This window comes from Thermoactinomyces daqus (assembly GCF_000763315.1).
GTDB lineage: Bacteria > Bacillota > Bacilli > Thermoactinomycetales > Thermoactinomycetaceae > Thermoactinomyces_A > Thermoactinomyces_A daqus.
Genome location: NZ_JPST01000011.1, coordinates 1 through 25,760, shown reverse-complemented (window position 1 = coordinate 25,760; position 25,760 = coordinate 1). Strand labels below are relative to the sequence as shown.

Below are 25,760 nucleotides of genomic sequence, written 5' to 3'. Positions count from 1 at the left end.
ACCCCGGTGTCAGCTACAGGTTAAACCGAAATTCTTAGCAAAACAGGAGAGGAATTCTTAATTTTTTCTTAAACGGGAAATAAAAAAAATGACGCGGCGATCGCGTCATTCAAAATAGAAATGGTAATGCTTTTTACATCCGGGGTTAAAAGGATGGCGGCACTCAGGACAGCGTGCTTCTCCATTTAAATACTCGTGAACGGTCAATTCCGTCTGGCAGTTCCCGCATAATATCGCTTTTTCATGAAACCGGCTCCTTGGCCAGGGAACGGCTTGATGTCCGGCCGTTTCCTCATGGCATTGGTAACAAGGATAGTAACGCTCGCAACAGGCAAATTTGATGGCGACAATATCCAAATCAGAATGGTAATGTACACAGCGGGTTTTCTGGTCGATCGTTTTTCCGAAGATGATGGGTTTCATATCGATTCTTCCTTTATAATAAATGGTCTTGGTTTCATATATAATGGTAAAAACTTTTTTCCGGGAAAGAAAGTCGTCGAATGTGATTGATCTTTAGAGGACTCTGCTTTATGATTAGGTTGCCTAATAAAACAAGATACTAACTTTTCGATTCCGGGCTTAAATCAAAAGAAGCGGAGATGATCAAGAGTGATGAAATTGTCCCGATTTTTGCGACCCTATCGAATGTCCCTGATAATCGTGGTAACTCTTACTTTCTTGCAAGCCTTGTCCGACTTGTATCTCCCTACATTGATGTCGGATATCGTCGATACGGGTGTTGTGAACGGAGACATTTCCTACATCCTGAAAATCGGCGGCTTTATGTTGCTGGTGGCCGCGGGAGGGATGATTTGCTCCATCGTTGCCCGCTATTTGTCCTCCACAGTTTCCGCAGGGTTTGGCAAGGATGTTCGCAGTAAAGTTTTCAGCCACGTGGCTGCCTTTTCATTGAAAGAGGTTGATCAATTCGGGACCGCCTCGCTGATTACGCGAACAACAAATGATATTACCCAGGTTCAGCAAGTGCTGAACATGATCCTGCGCATGATGATCAGCGCTCCGCTGATGTGCATCGGCGGGGTGATCATGGCTGTTTTCAAGGACATCAAGCTCTCTTTTGTCATTATAGCGGTCGTTCCCGTTCTCGTCATGGTGATTTTTGCGATTACCAGAAAGAGTTTTCCTCTTTATCAAGCGATGCAGTCTAAACTGGACAAATTAAATCTTATTTTAAATGAAGGGTTAACCGGAATTCGGGTAATCCGTTCCTTCAATCGCACGGATCATGAAAAAAAACGATTTGATGAAGCCAACTCCGACCTGATTCAAACGGCAATCAGGGTGAATCAACTGATGGCGTCCCTTATGCCGATGATGATGCTTGTTCTCAATTTTTCCACCATCGCCATCATCTGGTTTGGTGGAATCCGCATCGACAGCGGCGCGATTCAAGTCGGGGATCTGATGGCATTCCTTCAATATGCCATGCAAATCATGTTTTCGCTGATCATGGTATCCATGATGTTTATCATGATTCCGCGCTCTTCCGCCTCTGCAGCCCGAATCAACGAAGTATTGGAGATTGTTCCCGACATCAAGGATGGGAAACAGGCCGCAACTGAAGAGAAAAAAGGAGTGATTGAGTTCCGGGATGTGACCTTTCGCTTTCCGGGGGCGGAAAAACCGGCACTTTCCAACATCTCTTTCAGTGCCAGATCCGGGGAGACGATTGCGATCATCGGCGGCACCGGTTCGGGAAAATCAGCTCTCGTCAATCTGATTCCCCGTTTTTACGACGTAGATAGCGGCAGCATTTTGATCGATGGAGTGGATATCCGCGATCTGCCACTGACTTCGCTTCGGGAAAAAATCGGTTTTGTTCCGCAAAAAGCAGTCCTGTTCTCGGGAACGATTCTTGACAATATCCGTTTCGGAAAGGAAAGCGCCTCGGAAGAAGAGGTGAAACGCGCGGCTGAAATTGCCCAAGCGGATGAATTTGTCTCAAAGCTGCAAGACGGGTATCAGACAGTGATCGCGCAGAGAGGCCTTAACGTCTCCGGCGGGCAAAAGCAACGGCTCACCATCGCCCGTGCCATCGTGAAAAAACCCGAGATTTATATTTTCGACGACAGTTTTTCCGCGCTTGATTTTAAAACCGAAGCGAAATTGCGAACCGCTTTGAAACAAGAAACGGCCAATTCGACGGTCTTCATCGTGGCGCAAAGGGTCAGCACGGTGATGGATGCCGATCGGATCATCGTCTTGGATCGTGGGAAAATCGCAGGGATCGGCAAGCACCAGGAATTGATGGATACTTGCAAAGTTTATCGGGAAATCGTTTTGTCCCAGCTTTCTGAGGAGGAAATCGCATGAGAGCCAATTTCGGAAGAGGCATGGGGAGAGGAAGCGGTCCGCAAATGGGGATACCGGTGCAAAAAGCAAGGGATTTTAAAAGAACGCTCTTCCGCCTGCTCAAATATTTGAAGCCGTATCGGATGCGCTTGGCCGTGGTTTTGATAATGTCGATACTCAGTACTGCCTTCAGCATTCTCTGCCCGAAAATTATCGGGAATGCCACGACCAAGCTGTTTGAAGGGGCAATGCAGAAGATCAATCATGTACCGGGAGCCGCTATCGATTTTCACTATCTCCTTGATACTGTTTTGCTGTTGGCTGCTCTATATATTGTCAGCAGTTTGTTCAGTTATTTGCAACAGTACGTGATGGCGGGGGTGGCGCAGAAAACCGTTTATGAGTTGAGGAAAGAAGTAAATGACAAGCTTGCCCGCTTGCCGCTTCGCTTTTTTGATTCGCGGACAAACGGGGAAATTTTGAGCCGGGTTGTCAATGATGTGGATAACATCAGCAGCACTTTACAACAAAGCCTTACTCAGTTAGTTTCGTCCGTTGTTACTTTTTTGGGCGTAATTGTGATGATGCTGACCATCAGTCCGCTGATGACACTGGTCGTTTTTCTGACCATCCCGCTCAGCCTCATTGTAACCAAGTGGATTGCCGCACGATCACAAAAATATTTTGCCGGGCAACAAAAAGAGCTCGGGGAATTAAACGGACATGTCGAGGAAATGTATACAGGGCATATGATCGTAAAGGCATTTGGCCATGAAGCCAAGTCGGTTGAAACCTTTGACCGGATCAACGAAAAACTGTATCAATCCTCCGTCAAGTCGCAATTTATTTCCGGCATCATCATGCCCCTTATGCGATTCATCAGCAACATCGGTTATGTGTTCGTTTGTGTCGTCGGCGGAGTGCTCGTCACGAAACGGGCAATCCAAATCAGATATTCAGGCATTTATTCAATATGTCCGGCAGTTTTCCCAACCGATTATTCAGTTGGCCAATATCTCCAATATCATTCAATCTACGATTGCTTCTGCCGAGAGGGTATTTGAACTTCTTGATGAGCAGGAGGAAGTACCCGACAGCGAAAAAGCGGAAGAGATTTCCGATCCGGAAGGGAACGTGCAATTCCAGAACGTGACGTTCGGTTACAAAAAAGATACGATGTTGATCAGAAATATGAATATTGAAGTGAAAAAGGGGCAAACGATCGCGATCGTCGGTCCGACAGGGGCGGGAAAAACGACTCTGATCAATCTGTTGATGCGTTTCTATGAACTGGACGACGGCAGAATCACGATTGACGGTGTTGACATAACCCGGCTGAAGCGCGAACATCTGCGTTCGATGTTTGGCATGGTGCTTCAGGATCCGTGGCTTTTCAGCGGCACGATCCGGGAAAATATCGCCTATGGCCGTGCCGGAGCAACCGAAGAAGAAATCGTGCAAGCGGCCAAAGCTGCCCATGCCGACCACTTCATCCGTACTCTTCCTGATGGATATGACACGATTTTGAACGAGCAAGCCTCCAATATCTCTCAAGGGCAAAAACAGCTCTTAACCATTGCGCGGGCCATTCTCGCAGATCCGGCCATTCTTATTTTGGATGAAGCGACGAGCAATATCGACACGCGAACTGAAGTGTTGATCCAAAAAGCAATGAACGAATTGATGAAAGGGAGAACCAGTTTTGTCATTGCCCATCGTCTGTCGACCATTTGCAATGCTGATCTGATTCTGGTGATGAACAACGGCAATGTGATCGAAAAAGGGCGGCATGAAGAACTCCTCGCCCAAAAGGGACTTTATGCCGATCTCTACCAAAGTCAATTTGTCGGCACCACCGCTCAGCAAAAAGCGATCTGAAGCTGACTGCAGAAGTCGTCTTCCGTGGGTGAGGACGACTTCTGTATGTTTGTAACATGGTTGTATTTACCATTTGCAAATCAGTGACTTTTTTGCTTATGATAGTTAGTTGTAATCGATTACAATTACAATTTTTTAATGAAAATTTATACCAAGAGGCATGCTATTGAACAAGCCTTTCACAGTTGGACAAACGGAGGAATAGGTGTGAATATCATTTTCTTGTTAACCGGTTTGCTTATGGTGTTTATTTTGGCTTTTGTGGTTAGTAACAACCGAAAACAAATCAGATACAAACCGATCCTGTATATGCTGATCGCACAGTTTGTTATCGCTTTTGTTTTGTTGCACTCCAAGATCGGCGTGATTTTTATAAGTCTTGTGGCCAAAACATTTGAGCGTCTGATGGACATGGGGATGGAAGGGGTTAATTTTGTCTTCAGTGGGATCGAAAACAAGGGAGAGTCCACTTTTTTTCTCCATGTGCTGCTCCCGATTGTATTTATTTCCGTGCTGATCGGGATCTTGAATTATCTTAAAATCCTTCCGTTTATCATTAAGTATACGGGATTGGGACTTAGCAAACTCAATGGCATGGGCAAACTGGAAAATTACCTGGCCGTTTCCTCAGCCGTGCTTGGACAATCTGAAGTGTTTCTGACGACAAAAGAGCAGCTGGGGATGGTTTCCAGCAAACGGTTGTATACTCTTTGCACATCGGCGATGAGCGCGGTGAGCATGTCGATCATCGGTTCCTATATGACCATGTTGCCGGCAAAATATGTCGTTGTGGCGATTTTTCTCAACATCTTGTCCGCCTTGATTATCGCCAATATCATCAATCCTTATGAGCTGAAGAAAGAAGAAGATTTCGTTGCTGGTACACCAAACAGAGAAGGGAAAGCCGGATTTTTTGACGTCGTCAGCGAAAGCATCATGGACGGATTTAAAGTTGCCGTGATTGTTGCTGCGATGCTCATCGGATTTATTGCGCTGATGGCGCTGATCAACGCGATCTTCTCAGCGATTTTCCATATCACCTTCCAAACGCTCCTGGGATATGTCTTTGCGCCGGTCGCCTTTTTGATGGGTGTGCCCTGGCACGATGCTGTACAAGCTGGAAGCATTATGGCAACGAAATTGATCACCAATGAATTCGTGGCGATGATCAATTTGAAAGCGATCGCCGGCGGTCTCTCGGCGAAAACGATGGGGATCTTGTCCGTCTTCCTGATCAGCTTTGCCAACTTCGGTTCGATCGGAATCATTATCGGTTCCGTCAAAGCTTTAAATGAAAAGCGGGCTGATGAAGTTGCGCGATTCGGCATGAAATTGTTATATGGTTCTACGCTTGCTTCAATCTTGTCTGCAACAATCGCCGGATGTTTTCTCTGATTTTTGGACCAATCTGTAACGAGAAGCCCGGACTTGTGTTTTCGGACTTCAATCACAAGCAAAGGAGCGACTCCTTTAACGGAATCGCTCCTTGCTTCGTTTAATAAACGCCGACAGCCGAATATGCGTTTTTCACCGTATTTACCTCTGCGGAATTGGCTCCGTACAAATCGGTGGCAGCTTGAATGGCAGCCTGGCGCATCGAGGAGAAATTGGAACTGGAGTAGAGATAATAGTTCAGGGCGCGATAATAGATGTTGGCTGTTTTTGCCCGTCCGATCCCCGACACTTGCACACCGTATGCACTGCCGCCCTGAGCCATCAAATAAGCAGCTTTGTTGTTGATTCCGCTGTTGGTGTGCACGCCGCCGTTATCATCCGGGCCGGTGTAGCGATTGGCGTAGTTGTCCGGGTCGCCATATTTGGTCGGATCCGACATGGAGCGCAAAGCGTCTCCCGCAATACCCGGCGTATAAACATCTTCCCCGATATCCCAGTCGTCGGAATCGATCATCGCTCCGAAAATATCGGAAATCGATTCATTGAGCGCACCGGATTCACCTTGGTAAATGAGATCGGCAGTCGATTGGGTTACGGCATGGGTCAACTCATGGCCGATGACGTCAAGTCCGCCGGACAGGGTGCGGAAAGTGGTTCCATCGCCGTCTCCGTAGACCATTTGCGTGCCGATCCAGGCAGCGTTATTCCACTTGTTGCCGACGTGAACAGAAGAGATGATAGGTGCGCCTTTGTTGTCATAGCTGTTGCGCCCAAAGGTATTTTTATAGTAATCATAAACTCTTTCGGCATAAGCATGGGCATCGACAGCAGCGGGATCACTAAAGGTTGTGCTGGAGCTTCTGATCAAGGTGCCCGGAAGATTGGGGGAATAGTACGGAACATGTTTGGCATCGTAGGTGGCGATTTCAATGCCCCGGCTGGTGCCGTCAAGATAATAGTATCCGCCCGAATAGGTGACATCGAAGGTTTTTGTATCACCAAGCACGCCTTTACCGGTTCCGGTGGCATCATTGGCTGCATTGAATTTATTGATGACACTGCCGTTGGTCGCATCGATAAAGTAGAACCAGTATCCCGGTTTCGGCTGCACCGTCGACATTTTCACAAGGTAGGTCAGTTTATATTGGTCCTGATAGGGATAGATATACAGATCCGCCGAGGGTTGTCCAACGAATTCTTGAATTGTTCCAACTTCTTTTTGCAAAGCGGTTTCAGCTTGCCGGATTGCCTCCTCTCTGGAGATTTCGGCTTTCGTGGCCACATGTTTGTTTTCCAGTTCGGGGATAAACTGTCCGAAGTAAGAAGCAACATCACCGTTTTTTTGCACATGGATCGTTTGATCGGACCCGTAGACGGGAATTCCTTTGTAAACCTCACGGACCCGGTAGTGGGTCATGCCCAGCTCGTCTGTTTGCACCTTTATGATTTGAAAATGGGATTGGACATTATCCCGAATTTTAAACAGATTCTTTTTATTATTGAGATAGGTCCAGACGATATCCTGCTTGTTTTTTGTACTGGGGGCATCCCATTTTCCCATAAAGGTGGGGGTTTTGTATTGCTTGTGATATTTGATCGGATCGGTCGGTGAGGCATGAGCCGGGGAGCTGGCAAACGGTATTGTCCCGAGAACCAGGGCCATCGCCAATCCGGCGGAAGTGACCAATTTCTTCATCGGCTTCACTCCTTTTATTAAATAATTTTTAATGATTAGGTAATACAATTTATATTAAAAACAAATGAACTGTTCGGTCAATAGTAAATTAGAAAATAGATTAAATTTATATATTTTATTAATATTTCTATGCTTTCCGGCATTTTTCTGCCATTTTTCACTTTGCTCTGTTCGCGAAACAGCTGGTCGGGAGTAATTGGATTTGCCTGCTGATCAGTTGATCTTTTATTTGAAAACACAAATGCCGAAGAGAAGTCTGCTTCGGCATTTTTTCTGTTCATGAGAATGATTTCTTTGGCTCACGGGAACAAAGGGATGGATGAAGGGGAAGAGGGGGTGGCAAATGGTTCATTTCAGCATCTGATCCGTCATCAATAACTCGCTCCTTTTCTGCTGATCAAACAAGGATCGGTAATTTCCGGATTGACCGGACTAAAGCCTTTATTCGGTCCCCTGGCCAACATCTTGCCAAATGCCGGACAAAAATTGCGAAGAATGACAAAATAGGCGGCAATCTGATGGTGATGTCTCCCAAATGCGCGACAATTCCAGTGCAAGGGAAAGAGATAGTTCACATGTTGATAACCGGAAAGGAGCAGCTTCGGCACAATATCCCATTCGTTTGCCACTCTCAAACTCCGGGAAATGGCGCGGTTATAAGCGTTGACGAAGACAGAGTCGCCGGTTTTCGGAGAACCGAAAGTAATTACGACAGGTTTAACGGAAAAATTGAGTGCCAAGTCCAAAGCGGCCATGGTGGCGATTGCACCACCCATGCTGTGCCCGGTTACATAAACGGTTATATGAGGAAATTTCCTGAGGCATTTAAGAACGGTTCCGATGATTTGCCTTCGCAGCGGAGGAATTTGGGGGTGAGAGGATCGCTGATACAGATCAGTCCAGCCGGAATGGGTTTTGCCAGGGCCGAAGGGGAAACGCTTTTGCGCGATTTGCAGATCAATGAGATTATCCTGGCTTGACTCAGAACCGCGCAGAACCACAACGATTCTTCTTTGCGAATGAGCGATAAATCCGATGGCTTCCGGTGCTTTCAGCGGGGCTGTGAGAACCTTTTTCGCGAAATGAAAGGATTCACCTGAGATGATCGGCAGTTTGGGCAGTTGATGCTTCCGGAATTGTTCCCTGGCCTGCCAGCAAAAACCAGCCATAAGCAGCAGCGTTTCATGAAGCTGGGCAGCCATCTTTGCTTCAGCTCCTTAATCTCGGGCTATAGATCGAAATGTAATATATTTTATTCCGGCTGCTCATGTTATTTCACAATCAATGAAAAACAGTTAATCCGACTGTTTGTTGTCAAGTGAAGGAATTTCCTCCCCGATGAAGATCGCTTCCTTAAAAAGCAAGGCGAGATCCCCGGAAATTTGGCGAAGATCCACCTTGTCGGGATCTTGTTGCAAAACGAAGTCAATCGCCCCGGAAACCATCCCGGACAGTGCGCTGACGGCCAAGTCTCGGTTTACGCTCCGGCATAAGCCTATGCTCATGTTCCGGATGATCTCATATTCCAATGGATGAAAAAGAGTTTTCATGATGTTGTCCCATCTCTCTTTTATCTCTTTCTGCGAACCTTTGCGTTTTTCAGGATGGTGACTACATCACGATGTTCGTTGCATGCGGACAAAACATGATAAATGCTGTTGTAAGTCCGTCGATAAATACTTTTTTCCTCGGGAGAAAAAATTTTACATTTGGTGATCTTTTCATGCACTTCATCCGCCTGCTCAAGCAGCACATCCAATTTGGAATGATAGTACTGATAAAAGGTTCCGTATCCCAAATCAGCTTCATCCATAATATCTTTAACATTGGTATGATGAAAGCCCGGTTCCAAAAACAATCTGAGCGCTGCCCGGCGAATCGCATTTTTTGTTTTGGCTTTCCGCCGAAGCTGTCGGTTGGGTTTGGTCATCCTCATCACACCTCTTCACCATTGTTCAGAAATCTTTATTCTATTGACAAAAATACAAAATTGTACGACAATTATTATAAAATGACATGGTTATCAATATTGATGCGGATCATATTATCGAAAATTACAAAATAATTAAACCCCATTTTCTTACTCTTGGCAACGGAGGGGGAACTCGTTTGTATTTCGACTTTTCAGATAAAGTTAACTGCCTGCGGCGCAAATTGGAACTTTTTATGGAATCGGTTGTTTATCCGAATGAAAAAGTTTATGAAGATCAGTTGAACTGCCAGTCTACACGTTGGCAAAGCCCCCCGGTCATGGAAGAGATGAAAGAAAAAGCCAGGAAGGAAGGGTTATGGAATCTGTTTTTGCCTGATCGCGAGTACGGGGCAGGGCTGAGCAATCTGGAGTACGCCCCGCTTTGTGAAATCATGGGGCGGTCGTTAATCGCGCCGGAGGTTTTCAACTGTTCTGCTCCAGATACAGGAAATATGGAGCTTCTCTATCAATACGGCAGCCCAAAACAGAAACAGAAATGGCTGCTCCCGCTTTTAAATGGAGAAATCCGTTCCTGTTTTTCAATGACGGAACCGGAAGTTGCTTCATCTGATGCAACCAACATCGAGACGCGGATTGAACGCGATGGTGACAGTTACATCATTACGGGGAGAAAATGGTGGTCATCCGGTGCAGGGGATCCCCGTTGCCGATTTGCCATTGTGATGGGGCTGTCCAACCCGGAAGCGCCCAAATACGAGCGCCATTCGATGATCATCGTTCCGCTTGATACTCCCGGAGTGGAGATTATCCGTACGTTGCCGGTATTCGGATATGATCATGCCCCCCATGGACATGCTGAAATCCGTTTTAATCAGGTTCGCGTTCCAAAAGAGAACATGATCTGGGAAGAAGGAAAAGGCTTCGCCATCGCCCAGGGGCGTCTGGGTCCCGGGAGGATTCATCACTGCATGCGCCTGATCGGGGTAGCGGAACGGGCATTGGAAATTTTGTGCGGGAGGGTGCAGAGCCGGGCGGCTTTTGGGAAACCTCTGGTGGAACAAGGCGTCATTCAGCAATGGATTGCCGATTCCCGAATCGAAATCGATCAGGCCCGCCTCCTTACACTGAAAGCAGCGGCCATGATGGATCGCTATGGAAATAAATCTGCGCGCAAGGAGATTGCCATGATCAAGGTAGTTGCGCCCAATGTCGCTCTACGGGTACTGGATCGCGCCATTCAGGCTCTGGGCGCAGCCGGTGTATCGGAAGATTTCCCTCTTGCCGCTCACTGGGCAAACACCCGCACGCTGCGTCTCGCTGACGGGCCTGATGAAGTGCATCGCATGTCGGTGGCGAAGCTTGAATTGAGGGAGCAAGCCCGCAAACGGGGAAAAATCGATCAGGAGTGATTGCCATGCACATTCATGAATTGTTCAGTCTTAAGGGAAAAACAGCGATTGTGACCGGCGGGGGACGCGGGCTCGGGGAGCAGATTGCCGTTGCGTTGGCGGAAGCAGGAGCCGACATTGTCGTCTGTTCACGTAAAATCGAAGCTTGCGAAAAAGTCCGGGACCGCCTTAAGGAAAACAGAACGGAGGCTTTGGCTTTATCTTGTGATGTGACTGATCCGGACAGCGTCGAACAGGTGGTTCAAGAGACGCTTGCTGCATTTGGGAAAATCGACATCCTGGTGAACAACAGCGGTGTTTCCTGGGGCGCCCCGGCTTTGGAAATGCCGCTGGAAAAATTCAAAATGGTGATGGATGTCAATATGACCGGAACATTTCTGATGTCACAATCCGTCGGGAAACAGATGGCAAAGCAGAAGGCCGGCAAAATCATCAACATCGCATCGGTGGCAGGTCTAAGCGGAGCTGATCCACGTGTTTTGGATGCGGTCGGTTACCATGCCAGCAAAGGGGCCGTGATCTCCTTTACCAAGGATTTCGCCTGCAAAATGGCCGAATACGGGGTCAATGTGAATGCGATCGCGCCGGGCTTTTTTCCGACCAAAATGTCCAAAGCGATTCTTGAATACCGGGGACAAGCCATTCTGGAGCGCACACCGCTCAAACGTTTCGGTTCAGAACACGATTTGAAAGGAGCCGCGGTCTATTTGGCTTCACCCGCTTCCGATTATGTAACGGGACATGTACTGGTGGTCGATGGCGGAGCCCACGCGATGTGATGACTGGATCAGAAGAGGGGATGAACCGTGATTGAATCGGAGATAAGAGTCCGTTTTTGCGAAACCGATGCGCTGGGCCATGTGAATAATACAAGTTATTTCATCTACTTGGAACAGGGGAGAACCGAATTTTTTGAAGAGATTGCAACCTTTGCTGATCTGAGCGATTGGCCATTTATCCTGGCCCATATCCGTTGCGACTTTCTGCAGCAGGCATATTACAACCAACGGTTAACCATTCAAACCGGGGTCTTGCGTATCGGCACGAGAAGCGTACATCTGGGACAGCAAATCCTGGATCGCGAAAGCGGGGAAGTGATTGCCCGTTCGGAATCCGTCATGGTTTATTTTAATTTCCTCCGTCAACGAAGCGAGCCGATTCCCGACGGATGGAAGGCCAAATTGAATGCGTACTCCATCTCTTGGCCGGAAAAGAAGGAGGAGACATGAGTAAGGAAACTATCCCTGTCCGCCAGGGGGAAGAATTGAACGAAAAAAGACTTGAACGTTTTTTGCGGGATCATTTTGACCTTGAAAACGCTCCGCTTGAGATTGAACCGGCCATTCCAACCTGACGTATTTAATCCGAGTCGGGGCATGGGAAGCGGTGTTACGCCGCCCTCCTTTGGGACCGACTGCGCCCAAAGCCCACGATATGGGGCGTGAATACCAAGTACTGAAACGGTTGCACCCCGCTTTTCCGCTGGCACCGAAACCGCTCGTCTTCTGTGATGATCCGGAGATTGTGGGAGCGCCTTTTTTTATGATGGAACGCCGCAAGGGAGTTGTCGTTGAAACCTCTTTGCCTCCGGATATTCCGCCGACTCCGGAGAAAGGGCGCCAGTTATCCGAACTGATGGTTGATGCATTGGTTGAGTTGCATGCCATTCCCTACAAGGAAGCGGGAATGGTGCAAATCAGCCGCCCGTCAGGTTTTCTCACCCGGCAAGTGGAAGGATGGATCCATCGCTTTCACCGGTCGAAAACAGAAGAGATCAAAGAATTGGATTCGCTTTCAAATTATTTGACCTCCCGGATTCCCGCTTCACCCGAACCGACTGTGATCCATTATGACTACAAGTTTAATAACGTGATGTTTGATCCAGGCCTTACCAAAATGGTCGGGATTTTTGACTGGGAAATGGCCACCGTCGGGGATCCGCTGGCCGATCTGGGCTGTACGATGAGTTACTGGATCGAAGAAAGCGACCCCGATTTCCTGAAAAAAGCGTTTGGCCGGGATCCGGTGACAGTGTTGCCCGGATTTTTCACCCGTAAGCAATTTCTCGAATGTTATGGGCGAAAGAGCGGGCAGGATCTTTCCACGATCCATTATTATCTGACGTTTGCTTATTTTAAGCTAGCCGTCATCTGCCAGCAAATCTATTACCGCTATCAAAAGGGACAAACGGCGGATGAGCGTTTTGCCAAAATGGGAGAGCTTGCGAAAGCTTTGATTCGGTTTGCCTGTCAGCATGCCAACGGGCATCAATAGGAGAGAAAAAGATGGGAAAAGTACATCTGGTGTCACGCAAAGAGGATCTCGATCAGGAGCGGGTGCGGGGTCAGGTGGTTGTGGTGCTTGATATTCTGTAATCGTCTTCATGATAACCATCAAATTTTGAACATGATGTCAAGGGTAAAATCATCATTTTTTTGGTGTTTCTCTTTGGTATAAATGATTTTTTCAATAATTTGTTTCATCAAAAGATTTTTGCCCCTGATCGAAAGGTGATGGTATACGTCCAGCACATGGCGGAGGATCGGGATCGATTCCGTTGGCCGCTGGTGTCCTTCCTCTTTAATGTATTCCTCTTTTGTTAGCTTAAGCCGCTCTCTTGCTTTGTCTAATTCTTTTTTTACTTTTTCCTGTCGCTCAAGGAAAAGTTCATCAGAATAAAGTCCGCGTTCAAAATTGTTGTAGATTCGATCTAATTGAGCCATTAAATCTTGAATCTCTTTTTCTGTATTTTTCATTTTTATTTCGAGTAACTGTAGTTTGTGATTTTCGGTTATGTAGTCGTCTGCATTTATTTGCAACTCAAAGTCAGCTAACCTTTTTTTAATTTCCTCTAAGACCTTTTCTTCTATATAATCGAGCCTGGTCAACTTATTGCCACAGAAAACTCCAGACGCCCGGCTGTTGCAGACAGCGTACTTGATCCTTGTTTCTGGGTTTTTTGTTTTTTTCCGCGATTTGCGAGTAATTGACATATGGCGTCCACATTTTCCACAGGTAAGCAGGCCAGCAAAAGGGTTAGTAAGTGAGAAGTTTTTCTTCAATTTTGGGATAACCTTTTTAGTTCGGATCTCTTGAGCTTTATTCCATGTATCAATGTCAATGATAGGCGGGTGTTTCCCATCCGCCATTATTATTTCATCTTCTTTCCTCCTGCGACATTCCATTTTTTTATCTGGAGCTAAGCTCGGCCGTCTATTAATAAATCCCCATCTTATTTTACCGATATAAATCGGGTTTGTAAGCATATGCAATATAACGGAACTAATCCATTTCCCCCCGGTATATGATGGAATCCCCATTTCGTTCAATCGGGAGGCGATTTTGGTGCCTCCAATTCTCTCTTTCGTGTACATATTAAAAATAAGTTGGACGATTTTTGCTTGATCTTCATCTATTTCTAAGAAAGTTGATTTCCCATCAGAAACTTTTCGGTATCCATAAGGCGGCCGGTTAGAAATGAAATTCCCATCTTTTATTGATCTGATCCGTCCAGCTTGGAGTCGGCGCTTAATAATCTTAAATTCTTTTCGGGCCATAAAGGCCTCAAACTCACTGAATTCCTCGTCAATCTCATCATCTAAATCATAAATTTTTCTTGGTGTAATAATCTTTGTTTTGGTGGTTTTAAAAATATCTAAAATAAGTCCCTGATCTTGCATGTTTCCGCGCCCCAAACGGTCGATATCCATGCAAAGAACAGCGTCATATTGATAAGATTTCACCTCGTCAAGAAGAGCTTGCATCTGGGGTCGAAGGGCAATTGATTCCCCTGAAACTACTTCTTGAAATATCTTTTTTACCAAATATTTTCTCTCTTTCGCTAACTCTAATAGAACCTTTTTGTGATTTGATAGTGTTTCTTCTTCACCGGCATCTCGGTCATGTCGCGATTTCCTCAAATAGATAGCAACATTCATTCTTGATCCTTCCTCTTTAATACAAATTCGATAAAATCTTTAACTTCTTCAACTAAATCCGGTGAGAGTTTTTTATTTTTCCAAAATAGATTTTCTTCCTTTTCGAGGATTAACGCAATATCACTTACGTCAATTTTCCCTCTTGGATCATCGGTTACCCCTAATAAATAATCAATACTCACTCCCAAAACATTGGATAACTTTTTTAATTCTTCTGCTCGGGGCAGCGCCACATCTGTTTCCCAATTTGAATAAGTAGTTGGTTTTACTCCAATTTTTTTTGCCAGATCTTTTTGATTAAGTCCTAAAGATTTTCGTGCCGCTCTTAGTCTCGCGCTAAACATTCTTTGTTACTCCTTTCCTATACTCCATCATTACTACTATATGCTACAAAATATTTGGAGTAAAGAGCAAAAGAATATATCCAATTTAATAGTTGTTCAGGGCGTTTTTTTCTTGAGAAAACCAATAAAATTGGATATAATATGATTACGATGCAAGCGAACGAGGTGACATTCAATGCGGCATAATTTGATTAAAGCGAGGAAAGCCAAGGGTTTGACGCAACGAGAGTTAGCAGACATGATTGGTATTCGCGAGACATCGGTTTCAAACTGGGAAGTTGAACGATCCTTGCCAAGGTTAGAAGTGGCAAGGGCAGTCTCCAAGGTTCTTGGTTTTTCGATTGAATTTCTATTCTTCGAGGAGGAACCATCTGATGGTCATCGTACATTATCCTGATATTTGCGAAGAAGAAAGAAAAAGAAGGCTCGAAGAATTGCGATCTTTCATAATTGAGTTATTAAAAGTGGATCGCGAATATCGAAAGGATGAAAACAATGCCTAAGGGGAAATTTGCACCGCCATCCCCAGAAAGCAAAATCGAAAAAAACATCGGATATTATCAAGAGCTGGCTTTATATCTTCGTAAAATTCGCCCAAAAGGTTGGATCAGGCAATGGTGGCGGGCTAAAAAAATGATTAAGCGTTTGGAGCGAAAACAAGATGAGATGTACTTAGAACGGCTCGTCAATATTTGCAAAACCATAACCAGACATTACCGCAAAAAGGGGCATTCATAATATTTGCAAATCCAATTTAATTGGATTATAATATCTATAAACCAATAAAATTGAGGTGCGAAAATGGGACTCAAAGAATATTTTGCTCAGTTTGATGAACAGTTCATAAAAGCAGAAGTGACTGAGGTGAAGCGTGGTCCGTTGCCAGATGGGGAGTATAAAGTACAAGTCGAAGCGTTCACGATGGCCCGAAGTCGGAAGGGGAACCCTCAACTTCAATGGGAATTACAAATCATCGATGGAGAGTATAAAGGCCGCACTATCAACAAATATAACGGATTCGACACGCCAGAGAAACTGGGTTATTTAAAAGTGGATCTCCTCAAAGCAGGATTGAAAATTACCAAGCTCTCCGATCTGGCCGATAAAATGGGCGATATGTTTGGGAAAAAACTTCTCATTACGGTCAAACAAAATGGCGACTATCGCAACGTCTACATTGAAAAGGAATTGGATGAATCGAATCAAGTGGAGCAAACCATCGATTTCAAGGAAGATGATTTGCCATTCTAGCTCGGGAGCCTGAATGGCTCCTCGTTTTTATTTAAGGGGGTAAGCAGATGCAGAATAAATTAGAGTATGCGTTGTATTATGCGTCGCTGGGGTGGCAAGTCTTTCCCGTTCATGAAATGAAGGATGGGATTTGCTCTTGCTGGAAAGGTGCAGAATGCGAACACCCGGGGAAACATCCATATTGGGACAGCGAAACATTAAGAAAAGGCCGAAATGATGCCACGGATGACATCGACCTCATCCGTAAATGGTGGAAGAAATGGCCTAATGCAAATATCGGGATCGCTACCGGTCATGAGAGTGGACTTGTCGTTTTGGATGTGGATGTCAAAGGTGGTGGGTTTGAGTCCCTTAAGGAGTTAGTTGGACAATACGGGGGATTACCGCAAACTGTAAAAGCAATTACCGGTAGTAATGGGAGCCATTATTTCTTTAATCATCCGGGAACTTTTATGCAATCCTCCCAAAATAAGATCGCCCCTGGTATTGATATTCGCGGCGACGGTGGATATGTTGTGGCCGCTCCCAGCAACCATAAAAGCGGCAACTTCTACCGCTGGGAAAATTCGCCCAATGATATCCAAATGGCCGATTTACCGGGTTGGTTACTCAAGAAGATCCAAGAGGGCGTCACAAAAAAATCTGAAGAGGCCCGGAGTCAAACGAGTGGCCGAGTATGGACTAAATTGGTGGATGGTACGGAGATCCCGGAAGGGACCCGCGATGATAGTTTGTTTCGATTAGGCTGCTGGATGAGAGCACGTGGAGCTTCTTTTGAGGACATTTATGCAACGTTAACTGCTGTTAACCAAAAGCGGGTGAAACCTCCGTTATCGGATCGTGAAGTGCTGAAAAAAGCGGAGCAGGCTGCCAAGTATGAGCCGGGGAAAAAGGAAAGCTTACTTGATTATCAGGATAGCGATAGCGGGAACGCGGAGCGGCTTGTCGCCCGGCATGGGGCTGATATTCGCTATTGTATCGAAAAAGACGTTTGGCTCATTTGGGACGGCAGTAAATGGGCAGAAGATACCCATTTTGAAATTTACCGCCGGGCACTCGATACCATTCGGGCTTTTGGACAGGAAACATTAGAAGCATATAACCGGGTTGTTTCTGATTTGATGGCCCAGGGCGTTACCGATCTCAAACAAAATGAAGAAGTAAAACAAGCTATTAAGCGGATCAATTTTGCCCGGGCAAGTGAATCCAGACATAAGCTTGAATCTATGATCGGATTGGCCCGAACGATACAAGGCATCCCGATTTCAGTAAATGACTTAGACCAAAACTTGCACCTTATCAACCTTAAAAATGGAACATTCAATCTGAAAGAAGGCAAGCTCTATCCTCATAATCGGAATGACATGATCACGCAAATTGCTAACATTTCTTTCGATCCGAAAGCCAAAGCGCCTCGTTGGGAAAAATTTATCGCTGAGATTATGAAGAATGATCCGGATAAAATGGATTTCCTCCAAAAATATGCCGGCTACTGCTTAAGTGGCGATACCTCCGAAGCCAAATTCCCAATCGCCTATGGGAATGGAGCGAATGGGAAAAGCGTGTTTAATAATGTGCTATTGCATGTTTTTGGAGACTATGGAATGCAGGCCAGTAGCGATTTAATCATGGAAAGGAAAAATCAAAATTCGGGTGCGCCTAATCCGGAGCTGGTGCAAACCCGAGGCAAACGGTTAATTATTATTTCAGAAACGACTGACGGCAACAGCTTGAATGAGGAATTCGTAAAAAGCGCTACCGGTAATGACATTATCCGGGTAAGGGATCTGTACGGGAAACCTTTCTCTTTTCGCCCGGTGGCTAAATTCATTCTGGCCACCAACCATAAGCCGCTCATTCGAGGCACTGATGATGGGATTTGGCGGCGGTTAATTTTAATCCCATTCGAGGAGAAATTTGAAGGGGATCGGTGCGATCCATATCTGGAAGAAAAGCTCATTGCAGAAGCTCCTGGGATTCTCAACTGGATGATTGAGGGATATAAAAAGTGGAGCAAAGAGCGGCTTTCTCCGTCGGAGTCGATGGTGGCCGCTACCCAGGAATACCGTGCAACAATGGACTCCCTGGGCAGTTTCTTGGAAGAATGTTGTGTCTTGGGCGCTGCCGAGAAGGTCGGCGTTACTGAGCTGCATGAAACCTATTTGAAATGGTGTGAGGAAAGCGGAGAGCCTTTTATGAATAAGCGGATGTTCAAAAAGCGGCTCGAAGAACGAGGTTTCAGACAAGGGAAAAGTGGGTCAAATCGGTTTTGGGTCGGCATTGGGATTATTGATAATTTCCCAATTGCAACCAATGTGGTCCCTTTTATGGGCACGAAATCCAACAAAATGGTAGAGGGAGAGGTTTAACTATGATGACATTGGATTTGATTGAAAAAGTAAAGGAGATTGGCGGGGAGCTGAGGGTGGAAGGAAACCAGTTAAAATACCGGTTACCATCGGGGAGCGAAAGGTTAGTCGAGCTGATCCGGGAAAAGAAAATGGCCATTGTCACCGCTCTAACACGTCCGCTGATAAAAAATGACGAAGACTATATGAATATTCTCAGGAAACTCTACGTTTTGGCCCGGCGGATCGAGGCCGGGGAAGAAAGCTTGCTAAAAGAATATGATGAATTGGAGCGCTTGGTCCTTCTATATCAAGGACTGATATAAATCCTATGGGTAATGACTCATAGGATTTTTCTTTTTGTCCCTTTTGTCCCTCTTTTGTCCCAACCACTTCAACAGCCAAAACCCTTGATACATCTAGGCTCAAGGCTGATTTTACGATATTTCGAGGGGCGAAATAAATTGCCCATTTTTTATTTTTGTCCCAAGGGGTAAACCCTTGATTTTACTGGCTTTTTTATACTTTTTTCTTCTCTTTGGGACAAAAAGGACAAAAAAATAAATAAAAGTGAAGGAATGAAAAAGCAAAAATGCGTAGGAGGTTTATAGAAAAAAGGTGTCCCTTCTGTCCCAAAAAGGATGTTGAAGTGGCTCAAAGCCAGATGCATCAAGGGCTGAAGGCATGGGACAAAACTTTTTTCTTTTTGTCCCAATCACATTTTATTGTCCCAAAAACCAATAAAATTGATTTTATGTATTCACTTTTCCAATTAAATTGGATATAATGAGGGTAACAAATGCGAGGAGGAAATGAGAAATGAAAACACGCGAAATCGACTTCAAAATAGCAGTTAACAAACCGGTGAAGGAAATCCGTTCGGGAGATGAGCTGACCACTGCCGGCGGTAAAAAATTCAAGGTGACAGATGTTTTTGAATACGAGGGACGGAAAGTTTTTCAAACGGACCGATTCGGCCTGATCTATGAGGATGAAATGGTATGAGCAGCTTTTGGGAAAAGGCGGTGGCCGAACATTATGAAACGGACCGCCTAAAGTCAGAGATCAAAAAGGCCCTCCTGAACCGCACGACCCCACCGGTGAAAGGATTTGAAATTCGACATAGAGGATATGATTGTGAGGTAATTTTATGGGACGTAGCCAAAAGCAAAAAGGCTATAGACGCGAATCCGAATTCGCCAAATTGATCGGAGGCCGCCGGGTGGCCCTCTCTGGTGCTTTGAAAAGCCTGGGGGATGAGCTGACGGGAGATGTGGAGGGGTTAGGACTCCGATGGGAAGTCAAAGCCCGTAAAGATGGGTTTAAGACGCTCTATGGATGGTTAGAAGAACCGGCAATAGAAGCCTTAGCGGTGAAAGCAGACCGAAAAGAATGGCTTGTCGTGATTCCATTAGATAAATTCCTGGAAGGGTGGACCCCCAATGAATGAAACGAGAATGGACGCGCTTAAATGGAATTGCTATCAGCTTACCCGTCATGCGGTTTATTTGCAAACTCATTTGAAAAGTGGCGATAAACGCCAGGCCGAGACCCTTTTGGATGAAATTATGTCTCATTGTATCCGGATCGGAAAAATCTTAGAGGAGGAAAAACAATGAAAAGAATCTATCACGAAATTGAACCTTTCCGCTGTCCCTTATGTGGGGAAGACCGATTGCCAAACCTCCGGGGTTTGGTAAAGACAGATGCAGAAGGAAACCGCCGGTTAAAGTGCTGCCAATGCGGCTACAAATGGTCCCTTCAAAAGGCCGAACCTAAACGCCGCTGGTGGCGATTGGTTTCCATGAAAATGAGGGATAAAGGGTATACGGCTAAAGCCAAAGATTTGCCGGAGTTTGTGGCCATTATCAAATCCAAATTCCCGGATCTTCAAGAGGCAGAGGGAATTCGCGTTTTTCTGGACGATGAATGGATCGACTTGGAATATGAGAAAATTGTGGACTTCAACCGGCTTTTTGGTTCACAAGTGATTGTACCAAAATCCTGCCGCAAGCTTTCAGAAGAACTGGTCAGTCAAATCAAAGCTTATGTCCAACGGGGAGAAAAGACCCAAAGAGAAATCGCGGACCTTTGCGGCGTTCATGTTGACACCGTCCGACGGTTTCAAAGAGAATTTCGTCGCGAAGCCGATCGACTCCCTCGCAATCAGGAAATAGAGGATGAGACCGTAAGAAAAATCCGCGATTTGTACGTGAACGGATGGAGCAAAAAGAAAATTAGCCGTCAATTTAAACTCAATGAATCCACCGTTCACGATATCGTAAGTTGAAGCAGTTCAAGCACGTTTTATAAGAGGAGGAAAGAGAAATGACCCGCGATACAACTGAGCAAATCCTCGATGAGTTGGTGGAGGCATACGGAAAAGAAATGGTATTGAATGCACTAGAAATTATGAAAAAGGAAGCGAACGTGAGAAGGGGAGCGGTTAATGATGAAACGGGATCTTAAGAAGGATTTAAAGATTATCACGAAAGCAACGCCGGGCCCGTGGCAAGCGCGCAGTTGGTCGATTCCAACGGATGACCAATTCCATGTTCAACAGCGAGACGAAGAAAAGCCGAAAGAAATCGCAACCGCATGGCAGGGGGGACGTTATCCTGATGCGCCTGAAATCTCCGCAGAAGAAGCGCGAAATAACGCTATCTTTATCGCTGAATCCCGCGAAGGATGGCCCGAGGCGATCCGTCGGGCCATGGTAGCAGAGGAAGAGGTCGAGCGGCTTCGGGCAGAGATTCAACGGCACATCGATCTGATGGAAAGCTCGGCTGAGGTTATAGCAGGTATTGAATCCGGAAACCGAGATTTCAATATGGGAATTTCTGCGGCATATAGAACCGCCGCCAAAAACTTACGGAAGGTTTTGTCCGAGGGAGAGACTTACCGCTGTATTGAATGCGGAAAGCCGACGGAAAACTGGGTCGAGGTTTGCGGTGAGTGTATCGAAAAGGCTTTGCGAGAAGAAAAACCGGGGGATTTTTGATAGGAGGCGGCGAGGATGAATAAATGCATGCATTGCGGAAGGGTAGAGTACCGAAGCCAACATTGCGAGTTGCATTGGGCGCTTGGCGTTTTCTTTCAATACGAATGTAATCACTTATGGCGCGGGAAAGATGTGTTAACTGAATTTACAAAATGGCTTGGTAGTCTGACCGAATCGGAGAAAAGGAATATTTTTCAACATTATTGGAAAGGAGGCGGCGGGGATGACTGAAAGAGAGGAAGCAGAAAAACGCCTGCTCGAAGCAAGGGAACGCGGAAGAAATTCTGCTATGTTCCAAGCCCTTCGGAAGCTGGCAGCCGAAGCCAAAGGCCATGAAATCGAAGTGCTTAGAAATTTACAATTTGATATCCCGTTGTCCGAGGAGATTATAAGAGAGCGGAGAGGTGAGTGAGATGAACCATGAAGAGTTATATTACCGCCTCAAACACAAAGAGACTCGCGAGCGTCTCGACAAGCGAGCAAAAATATGTGGTCCTGGTGAGATAAACGGAATTCTAAGCAATAAGGAAAACCAGTTTGTGTTCCAAACCGAATATAAACAATTTTGGGAAGACACAGAAAGAGGCGTGAAACATGATGAACATCCAAAGGTTTGAAATCTGGTTCCAAGGAGAGATGATCGGTCAGGCTGCTGATTTGCTGGAAACGGAAAATCTAATCGATGAACTGGAGAAGAAACTGAAAGTCAAAGCCGACCGCATGATCGTGAGGGTCATCGGTGATGCGTCATGAGAATCCTTGATTTGTTCAGCGGGATTGGCGGATTTAGTTTGGCAGCGCATTGGGCGGGAATGGAGACAGCAGCGTTTTGCGAGATTGAGCCATTCTGTCAGAAAGTGCTGAGAAAGAACTTCCCTGGCGTTCCGATTTACAACGATGTGCGGACGATTACCAAAGAGCAACTAGAAAGGGACGGTGTGATCCGGCCAAAGCATGGTGACGCTTACGGATCAAGCAAAACACGCGCCAGGGTTACTTTGGCCGACTCCACTGGCGAACTGCCACACGGGAGCCGGAAAACATGGAACCGGCGGGATGAACATACAAACAGCAGTGAAGTTATGGCCAACACCGACTGCGCAGGACGGGAAAAACGCCACCTTGCCGCCGTCACAGAAGGAACGGGATTCAGTACCCGGGGCACTGATCCGCGAAGGGCAGAAAGGCCAGCTCAATCCCAATTGGGTCGAGTGCCTGATGGGTTTTCCGTCGGGCTGGACGGACATAGATGGCCAGCAGGATTAGGGCAAACACAATATGAATGGGAGCCGCCACGAGTAACGGAAGGAGTCAAACGCAGAAAAGACCGATTAAAAGCGTTAGGGAATGCGATAGTGCCGCAAGTCGCCTATCAGATACTTAAAGCGATCATGGAGGTAGAAAAACATGAGCTTGCCAGCAGGATTCATACAAATTGACTTGTTCGCGATACCGGAAGATAAGCCGAAGAAAGCACCCGTGAGAAAGCGGAAAGAAACCGTCTACCGTTGCCCAAAATGCGGGAAGACCGTGGGCGAAGGTGTACCGTTCATCGTCGCCTTTTGTGCCTGTGGCCGGCGGATGGAGAGGGAGGATAAACAATGAATGAACAAATGAAACAAATCGGAATGATGCCTCTGATCCCCGGTGAAGCCTACGAAATTCAATTGACTAAATACCATAGCTGTTATCTCTGGAAAGAAGGAAATGGGACATGGACCGCATGGCGGGCAAGCTGGAAGCGTGAGAAAAATAAAGATGGGGGCGAAGGCACACTCATACCTACGCCGCAAAAAGAGAAAACAATGGCGGAAAATGCAAGTTTCAACTATGCTTTTTCTCGACTCAAGGATTATGTTGTATGGTTTAAGGGAAGCAGAAGGAAATGAAACTATATTTTTACTCAGAAAATCCAATAATATTGGTTTATAAAATAGATAAACCAAGAAGGATGGAGATGAAAATTAAAAACCCCATCCTCAGCGGATGGGATTAAATAGGAGAGGAGCACAACGCGGGGCACGATATAAATATTATAAGTCTACCTAGGAGATGGTACAATGGCTAGTTACGATTTATTCCCGTCTTGTGTTCCCTCCTATGATTTTTTTTCGGGCGGAAAACCCTATACCATATGGCAATCGACCACAGAAAAATATGGGGTAATTCGAGCAGAAAGAAGAATCGAACAAGAGAAGATAGATTTTATCTTGGCTAATAAATTGAAGGATGAGCATCGATTGCTTATGAAATATATATATTACGAGCCATGGAAGTTTAAGGGCGTTGAATGGTTCACAAAGAAACATCGATGGAGCAAACGGAAATATTATAGAGTCAAAGAAGAAGTGGATAAATTCATTGAGTTACTTGACAAGCGAGAATCTTTTTAATAAAATTTGATATAATAGGCGATTTGTAAATTCATTTCTCGTTTCTCCTTTGGATCGGCCCTCGATGTGAGGGCCTTTAAATTTAGTGAAGCCGGGAATCATGAACACGGAGGTGAAAGTCCGTGTCTCAGTATATAGTTGCATCCCGGCTCGTTTTCTTGTTTAGATCAGGGAAGGATCGGACCAACCTATAAACCTCAAGTGAAAGGGTGGAAAATCCCCTTCGGTGCAGTTTTCCTCCACCTTTCCCTGATCTAAGCCAGGAAATTTAAAAAGGGAGAGTGAACGTCCCTCCATCGTTCATTCGTCCTGGCTTTTAACGTAGCGAGCAGGACAGGAGCGGGATAACCTGAGGGATTATACCCGTTGCCCTCTCCTGCTTGCTCGGTGCGTTAAGTGTATCATTAAACCAGGGTGATTCGATGATTACAGTATGTTCCTTTATCCATCTATGGGAAAAAGCACTCCGCAATGGAGAGACGGGGAAAGCTCAGTCTATACGATACGAGATCACAAGAATGATGAGAGATTTGGAAAAGGAAAAAAAAGTGGACAAAAAAGATCCCTCCTACCGAATTAATAGCAGGGAGGGATAATTGATGCAAATTAACTTGCTGAAAGATTTAATTATAGATGAATATGGCAACTACTATGTAGCTGTGAAAGCAAAAACGGGTGGCGGTAAACCTAGTGAATACACTCTGGTAAGCGCATTTATGGAAATTGCGTTTTCAAGTCTTATCACTGAAGAGTACTACAAAGAACATCAGTATGAATATGTAGGGCGTTACATTTTAGATTTGCTAAAGAATCATATTGAATATTGTAAGTCAGAGGGAAACGGTTGTAAGATTATTCAGCTAAGCGAGTTACAAAAGTCATGCAAAGTTTATTTTGACCCATTTTTCGAGCGGAATCCCAGTGTGAAGTAATAAAAAAAGCACCCGATCGTGAGGGGTGCTTTTCCCTTAATGAAGGAAAACGTCGGTATACTTATTTATTCGTAAGCAGGGGCGAAATTATGTCGGAGGTGGCCAATGTGTCGATTATCTTGGGTGTGCTGGCTATTTTGTCAGCAATCGGAGTGTTTTCCGCTATTCGCATCAAACGTCAAGCAGAAAAGAGAATTGCCCTCCGAAAAAAGCATTATAGAGCAAAATTAAATGAAATCAAATGGTAGATAAAATGAAAAAAGAGCTGCCCCGACGCTAAGGGCAGCTTTCATTATTTCTGGGAACAGATTTGGTTCTGGCGCTTCATTTATTTATTCGGAAGATGAAGCAAATTTATGGACAGGTTGTGACATCATGAGCGAAAACATTAGGACATCGGAACAAAATGACGTATTCGCCTATGATATAGAACACGACATTTTATATATTTTCTTGGGGGCTCCTGTTAAAGGGTATGAAGAAGAATTATTGCCGGGAGTTTTTATAAGAAAAGATGAGGAAACAGAAAAAGTAGTTGGCATTATTATAATGAATTCACGAAAGGAACAAGAGCTAATGAGTGAAAACATAAGAACCAACATTCAAAATAACGTGTGCAAGCTGCTGACCAAGCTGAATCTTGACACTACAGCAGTTGACCAGTTAATTGCAGAAATCAAGAGGGAAGCGAAATTTCTCTTATAAAGATATAGAGGGTTGATGCGCCATGAGCGAAAACATCAGGACAAATATTCAAGCTAAGGTTTGCCGGGTAGTGACCAAGCTGAATGATTTGCACTTATATGGCGTCCCGGAAAGTGACATCAATGAGATCCGGGCGACTCTATATCAAATCCTGGACCACTTGGACAGCTCAGGTGTAATGGAATATACAGCGAATCGGTTCGAGCGCGGGTCTTTACAGT

35 protein-coding genes and 2 pseudogenes are annotated in these 25,760 nt (G+C 45.5%); 30 read left to right on the top strand and 7 right to left on the bottom strand.

All coding sequences use genetic code 11. The features are described from left to right. Positions 1-105 precede the first annotated feature (105 nt). A complete protein-coding gene (locus JG50_RS0104810; protein ID WP_033099985.1) occupies positions 106-423 on the bottom strand; it encodes a CHY zinc finger protein in 318 nt (105 codons plus the stop codon). Positions 424-612: 189 nt separating this feature from the next. Between JG50_RS0104810 and JG50_RS0104805 the strand changes: the two genes are divergently transcribed. The 3 genes and pseudogenes from JG50_RS0104805 to JG50_RS0104795 all read left to right on the top strand — a co-directional run bounded on the left by JG50_RS0104805 (position 613) and on the right by JG50_RS0104795 (position 5,589). Further along, the gene (locus JG50_RS0104805; protein WP_033099984.1) at positions 613-2,337 is read left to right on the top strand and encodes an ABC transporter ATP-binding protein; all 1,725 of its coding nucleotides are present in this window, start codon (positions 613-615) and stop codon (positions 2,335-2,337) included. Continuing rightward, positions 2,334-4,194 (top strand): annotated as a pseudogene (locus JG50_RS18080) (ABC transporter ATP-binding protein). The gene JG50_RS0104805 and the pseudogene JG50_RS18080 overlap by 4 nt, the downstream one beginning before the upstream one ends. Positions 4,195-4,401: 207 nt before the next feature. Next, the gene (locus JG50_RS0104795; RefSeq protein ID WP_370589406.1) at positions 4,402-5,589 is read left to right on the top strand and encodes a NupC/NupG family nucleoside CNT transporter; all 1,188 of its coding nucleotides are present in this window, start codon (positions 4,402-4,404) and stop codon (positions 5,587-5,589) included. A gap of 100 nt (positions 5,590-5,689) precedes the next feature. Here JG50_RS0104795 and JG50_RS0104790 read toward each other — a convergent pair whose 3' ends face one another. The 4 genes from JG50_RS0104790 to JG50_RS18660 form a co-directional block, all read right to left on the bottom strand. Further along, on the bottom strand, positions 5,690-7,285 hold the full coding sequence (locus JG50_RS0104790) for a M4 family metallopeptidase (protein ID WP_033099983.1): 1,596 nt from the start codon (positions 7,283-7,285) through the stop codon (positions 5,690-5,692). A 371-nt stretch (positions 7,286-7,656) separates the two neighbouring features. Then, positions 7,657-8,487 (bottom strand): lipase family protein, encoded by an 831-nt coding sequence (locus tag JG50_RS18665; RefSeq protein WP_052154006.1) that lies wholly within the window; start codon positions 8,485-8,487, stop codon positions 7,657-7,659. Positions 8,488-8,580: 93 nt separating this feature from the next. Beyond that, positions 8,581-8,835, bottom strand: coding sequence for a hypothetical protein (locus JG50_RS0104775; protein ID WP_033099981.1), 255 nt, complete (start codon positions 8,833-8,835; stop codon positions 8,581-8,583). A gap of 20 nt (positions 8,836-8,855) precedes the next feature. Further along, the gene (locus JG50_RS18660) at positions 8,856-9,215 is read right to left on the bottom strand and encodes a TetR/AcrR family transcriptional regulator (protein WP_052154005.1); all 360 of its coding nucleotides are present in this window, start codon (positions 9,213-9,215) and stop codon (positions 8,856-8,858) included. A 179-nt stretch (positions 9,216-9,394) separates the two neighbouring features. Between JG50_RS18660 and JG50_RS0104765 the strand changes: the two genes are divergently transcribed. The 4 genes and pseudogenes from JG50_RS0104765 to JG50_RS18075 all read left to right on the top strand — a co-directional run bounded on the left by JG50_RS0104765 (position 9,395) and on the right by JG50_RS18075 (position 12,901). Further along, positions 9,395-10,627 carry an acyl-CoA dehydrogenase family protein gene (locus JG50_RS0104765; protein ID WP_033099980.1) on the top strand — a complete coding sequence of 411 codons (1,233 nt, stop codon included), beginning with the start codon at positions 9,395-9,397 and terminating at the stop codon, positions 10,625-10,627. Positions 10,628-10,632: 5 nt separating this feature from the next. Further along, positions 10,633-11,406 carry an SDR family oxidoreductase gene (locus JG50_RS0104760; RefSeq protein WP_033099979.1) on the top strand — a complete coding sequence of 258 codons (774 nt, stop codon included), beginning with the start codon at positions 10,633-10,635 and terminating at the stop codon, positions 11,404-11,406. A 27-nt stretch (positions 11,407-11,433) separates the two neighbouring features. Next, positions 11,434-11,856, top strand: coding sequence for an acyl-CoA thioesterase (locus JG50_RS0104755; protein WP_033099978.1), 423 nt, complete (start codon positions 11,434-11,436; stop codon positions 11,854-11,856). Beyond that, positions 11,853-12,901, top strand: a pseudogene (locus tag JG50_RS18075) (phosphotransferase family protein). The gene JG50_RS0104755 and the pseudogene JG50_RS18075 overlap by 4 nt, the downstream one beginning before the upstream one ends. Before the next feature lie 119 nt (positions 12,902-13,020). On the opposite strand, the gene JG50_RS0104745 reads toward JG50_RS18075, so the two are convergent. Both JG50_RS0104745 and JG50_RS0104740 read right to left on the bottom strand, forming a co-directional pair. Next, a complete protein-coding gene (locus JG50_RS0104745; RefSeq protein WP_033099977.1) occupies positions 13,021-14,565 on the bottom strand; it encodes a recombinase family protein in 1,545 nt (514 codons plus the stop codon). Then, positions 14,562-14,909 (bottom strand): helix-turn-helix domain-containing protein, encoded by a 348-nt coding sequence (locus tag JG50_RS0104740; protein ID WP_033099976.1) that lies wholly within the window; start codon positions 14,907-14,909, stop codon positions 14,562-14,564. Before JG50_RS0104740 ends, JG50_RS0104745 begins: the two co-directional genes overlap by 4 nt. A 175-nt stretch (positions 14,910-15,084) precedes the next feature. On the opposite strand from JG50_RS0104740, the gene JG50_RS19235 reads away from it, so the two are divergent. The 23 genes from JG50_RS19235 to JG50_RS20620 form a co-directional block, all read left to right on the top strand. After that, positions 15,085-15,306 carry a helix-turn-helix transcriptional regulator gene (locus JG50_RS19235; protein WP_258560254.1) on the top strand — a complete coding sequence of 74 codons (222 nt, stop codon included), beginning with the start codon at positions 15,085-15,087 and terminating at the stop codon, positions 15,304-15,306. Further along, the gene (locus tag JG50_RS20875) at positions 15,284-15,412 is read left to right on the top strand and encodes a hypothetical protein (RefSeq protein ID WP_258560256.1); all 129 of its coding nucleotides are present in this window, start codon (positions 15,284-15,286) and stop codon (positions 15,410-15,412) included. The genes JG50_RS19235 and JG50_RS20875 overlap by 23 nt, the downstream gene beginning before the upstream one ends. A 298-nt stretch (positions 15,413-15,710) precedes the next feature. Further along, complete coding sequence (locus JG50_RS0104730) at positions 15,711-16,160, top strand: DUF669 domain-containing protein (RefSeq protein WP_033099974.1); 450 nt, start codon at positions 15,711-15,713, stop codon at positions 16,158-16,160. 47 nt (positions 16,161-16,207) lie between these two features. Next, positions 16,208-18,529: a phage/plasmid primase, P4 family gene (locus JG50_RS18655; RefSeq protein WP_052154004.1), complete on the top strand. Its 2,322-nt coding sequence runs from the start codon at positions 16,208-16,210 to the stop codon at positions 18,527-18,529. Between the two features lie 2 nt (positions 18,530-18,531). Then, positions 18,532-18,834: a hypothetical protein gene (locus JG50_RS0104720; protein WP_033099973.1), complete on the top strand. Its 303-nt coding sequence runs from the start codon at positions 18,532-18,534 to the stop codon at positions 18,832-18,834. A gap of 493 nt (positions 18,835-19,327) precedes the next feature. Further along, the gene (locus JG50_RS0104715; RefSeq protein WP_033099972.1) at positions 19,328-19,513 is read left to right on the top strand and encodes a hypothetical protein; all 186 of its coding nucleotides are present in this window, start codon (positions 19,328-19,330) and stop codon (positions 19,511-19,513) included. Positions 19,514-19,658: 145 nt separating this feature from the next. Further along, positions 19,659-19,958: a hypothetical protein gene (locus tag JG50_RS0104710; RefSeq protein WP_033099971.1), complete on the top strand. Its 300-nt coding sequence runs from the start codon at positions 19,659-19,661 to the stop codon at positions 19,956-19,958. Beyond that, entirely contained in the window at positions 19,951-20,127 is a 177-nt protein-coding gene (locus JG50_RS19975; RefSeq protein WP_160173809.1) for a hypothetical protein, read from the top strand. The genes JG50_RS0104710 and JG50_RS19975 overlap by 8 nt, the downstream gene beginning before the upstream one ends. Continuing rightward, a complete protein-coding gene (locus JG50_RS0104705) occupies positions 20,124-20,798 on the top strand; it encodes a hypothetical protein (RefSeq protein WP_033099970.1) in 675 nt (224 codons plus the stop codon). Before JG50_RS19975 ends, JG50_RS0104705 begins: the two co-directional genes overlap by 4 nt. 38 nt (positions 20,799-20,836) lie before the next feature. Further along, complete coding sequence (locus tag JG50_RS19970) at positions 20,837-20,977, top strand: hypothetical protein (RefSeq protein ID WP_160173808.1); 141 nt, start codon at positions 20,837-20,839, stop codon at positions 20,975-20,977. Further along, a complete protein-coding gene (locus JG50_RS0104700; RefSeq protein WP_152568482.1) occupies positions 20,961-21,509 on the top strand; it encodes a hypothetical protein in 549 nt (182 codons plus the stop codon). Before JG50_RS19970 ends, JG50_RS0104700 begins: the two co-directional genes overlap by 17 nt. A gap of 15 nt (positions 21,510-21,524) precedes the next feature. Then, entirely contained in the window at positions 21,525-21,740 is a 216-nt protein-coding gene (locus JG50_RS0104695) for a hypothetical protein (protein WP_033099968.1), read from the top strand. Beyond that, a complete protein-coding gene (locus JG50_RS0104690; RefSeq protein WP_033099967.1) occupies positions 21,733-21,921 on the top strand; it encodes a hypothetical protein in 189 nt (62 codons plus the stop codon). The genes JG50_RS0104695 and JG50_RS0104690 overlap by 8 nt, the downstream gene beginning before the upstream one ends. A gap of 1 nt (position 21,922) precedes the next feature. Further along, a complete protein-coding gene (locus tag JG50_RS0104685; RefSeq protein WP_033099966.1) occupies positions 21,923-22,126 on the top strand; it encodes a hypothetical protein in 204 nt (67 codons plus the stop codon). Continuing rightward, entirely contained in the window at positions 22,104-22,262 is a 159-nt protein-coding gene (locus JG50_RS19965; RefSeq protein WP_160173807.1) for a hypothetical protein, read from the top strand. The genes JG50_RS0104685 and JG50_RS19965 overlap by 23 nt, the downstream gene beginning before the upstream one ends. Continuing rightward, positions 22,259-22,948: a DNA cytosine methyltransferase gene (locus JG50_RS0104680; RefSeq protein ID WP_033099965.1), complete on the top strand. Its 690-nt coding sequence runs from the start codon at positions 22,259-22,261 to the stop codon at positions 22,946-22,948. Before JG50_RS19965 ends, JG50_RS0104680 begins: the two co-directional genes overlap by 4 nt. Beyond that, entirely contained in the window at positions 22,917-23,114 is a 198-nt protein-coding gene (locus JG50_RS0104675; protein WP_033099964.1) for a hypothetical protein, read from the top strand. The genes JG50_RS0104680 and JG50_RS0104675 overlap by 32 nt, the downstream gene beginning before the upstream one ends. Beyond that, the gene (locus JG50_RS0104670; protein ID WP_033099963.1) at positions 23,111-23,398 is read left to right on the top strand and encodes a hypothetical protein; all 288 of its coding nucleotides are present in this window, start codon (positions 23,111-23,113) and stop codon (positions 23,396-23,398) included. Before JG50_RS0104675 ends, JG50_RS0104670 begins: the two co-directional genes overlap by 4 nt. A 171-nt stretch (positions 23,399-23,569) precedes the next feature. After that, entirely contained in the window at positions 23,570-23,902 is a 333-nt protein-coding gene (locus JG50_RS0104665; protein WP_033099962.1) for a hypothetical protein, read from the top strand. A 599-nt stretch (positions 23,903-24,501) separates the two neighbouring features. Then, entirely contained in the window at positions 24,502-24,834 is a 333-nt protein-coding gene (locus tag JG50_RS0104660) for a hypothetical protein (protein ID WP_052154003.1), read from the top strand. Between the two features lie 107 nt (positions 24,835-24,941). After that, positions 24,942-25,082: a hypothetical protein gene (locus tag JG50_RS19960; protein ID WP_160173806.1), complete on the top strand. Its 141-nt coding sequence runs from the start codon at positions 24,942-24,944 to the stop codon at positions 25,080-25,082. 127 nt (positions 25,083-25,209) lie between these two features. Further along, positions 25,210-25,539, top strand: coding sequence for a DUF2283 domain-containing protein (locus JG50_RS0104655; RefSeq protein WP_052154002.1), 330 nt, complete (start codon positions 25,210-25,212; stop codon positions 25,537-25,539). A 22-nt stretch (positions 25,540-25,561) separates the two neighbouring features. Next, a partial coding sequence (locus JG50_RS20620) for a hypothetical protein (RefSeq protein ID WP_033099961.1) occupies positions 25,562-25,760 on the top strand: 199 nt, incomplete at its 3' end.